The sequence below is a fragment of the Herbaspirillum lusitanum P6-12 genome (assembly GCF_000256565.1).
Lineage (GTDB): Bacteria > Pseudomonadota > Gammaproteobacteria > Burkholderiales > Burkholderiaceae_D > Herbaspirillum > Herbaspirillum lusitanum.
Window position 1 is genome coordinate 1 of record NZ_AJHH01000760.1, and the last position, 1,587, is coordinate 1,587.

Sequence of the window (1,587 nt, forward strand, 5' to 3'; positions counted from 1 at the left end):
GAATAACCGAACCGTTGAGCTGCACGACATCAACATCGTGCACCGCCTTCGGACTCAGGTTGTCGGCGATGGCGGCGACGGTGTTGCCCCAGGCCAGGCCGATGACGGTGGACGGTTGCATCAGCGTGTTCAGGTAAGCGGCGGTGTGCGCGGCGACGCGCTGCATGCTTTCGCGTTCGGTGGCGGCGGCCGGCACCGGCACCACCTGGATCGAGCGCAGCGGATAGTGTTTGGTGATGGCGGCTTCGAGATTGCCCGAGAGTTCCTGCGGATCATGCACGCGGATCTCCACCAGGCCGTTCTCCATGGCGTACGACAGCAGCCGCGACACGGTCGCGCGCGAGGTGCCGATCTCTTCCGCGATGGCCGCCGTCGTCATGTTCTGGAAGTAGTACAGACGCGCGACGCGCACGGCCGAATAAGCGATGTCCTGACGTTCCCCTGTAGCCATTTTTTCCTTGTGAACAAATGATCATTGTTGTTGAACGTTTGTACAATAATCGAATTGATTCGAGAAATCAAGTCGGATGCTTGACGCCATGCAGCATCGGCGCGCTGTTGCAAACCGGCTTGCGAGGGCGAAAACAGGAGAGCGGGAACGAAAAAAACCGCCGCACGCGGCTGCATTTGCAGCGCGGGCGACGGCTTGGATAGCGCGGAGGAGTTTAGTTGCGCAGCCAGCGACGCATCACGATGGGCGACGGCTCCATCGGATTGGCGCGGGTGTATTCCAGTTCGGGGGCGATTTCAAAACCGAAGGCGGCGTAGACGTCGAGCAGTTGTTCCTGATCGCTGCGGACCGCCAGGCGCAGTTCGCCGATGTCGGCGGCGAGGGCGCGATGAATCAGCGCTTCCATCAGATGCTGCGACAGGCGTTCGCCGCGATAGTTGGGCAGGATGCCCATGCGCAGGATTTCCCAGACGTCGAGTTCGGTGTCCAGCGGCAGCCAGCGCACCGAGCCGGCCGGAACGTCGTCGCGCAGCAGCACGAAGCCGCCGCCGCGTTGCAGGTCTTCGGCCACGCGTTTGGGTTCTTCACGGTGGCCGCTTGAGCTCGGCGCAACCTTGTTGGCCCAGCTGCCGCGCGTGAGTTCGGCGATCAGCTCCGCGTCGTCAACGGTGGCTTCACGAATCAAAAGGTCAATGTCTGCCATGGCGTTTGCTGGCTGGGATTAACGAACCCGCATGCCCGGCTCGGCGCCCGGCCACGGATTCAGCACATATATGCCCGGCTTGGATTTTTCATCCTTGGCCGAAGCCGCCAGCACCATGCCTTCGGAAATGCCGAACTTCATCTTGCGCGGCGCCAGGTTGGCAACCATCACGGTCAGCTTGCCGACCAGCTCTTCCGGCTTGTAGGCCGAAGCGATGCCGGAGAACACGTTGCGGGTCTTGCCTTCGCCGGCGTCCAGCGTCAGGCGCAACAGCTTGGTAGAACCTTCGACGGCTTCGCAGTTGACGATCCTGGCAATGCGCAGATCGATCTTGGCGAAATCGTCGATGCTGATTTCGGGGGCGAGTTCTTCGATGCCGGCGTCGGCGCTTTCCGCCGGCCGACGCCCCAGGCCAGCGCAAACATCTTTTGCG

Annotated in this window: 3 protein-coding genes; all 3 read right to left on the bottom strand. The window is 62.0% G+C overall.

Annotated features, from left to right (window positions below; genetic code table 11):
* On the bottom strand, nucleotides 1-451 hold a 451-nt coding region (locus tag HLUSI_RS0124550; RefSeq protein ID WP_016836453.1), incomplete at its 3' end, for a sugar-binding domain-containing protein.
* 214 nt (nucleotides 452-665) lie between these two features.
* Nucleotides 666-1,145: a GNAT family N-acetyltransferase gene (locus tag HLUSI_RS0124555; protein WP_029363988.1), complete on the bottom strand. Its 480-nt coding sequence runs from the start codon at nucleotides 1,143-1,145 to the stop codon at nucleotides 666-668.
* A gap of 27 nt (nucleotides 1,146-1,172) precedes the next feature.
* Nucleotides 1,173-1,587 (bottom strand): methionine--tRNA ligase subunit beta (gene metG / locus HLUSI_RS0124560; RefSeq protein WP_029363989.1); only part of this gene is annotated, 415 nt, incomplete at its 5' end.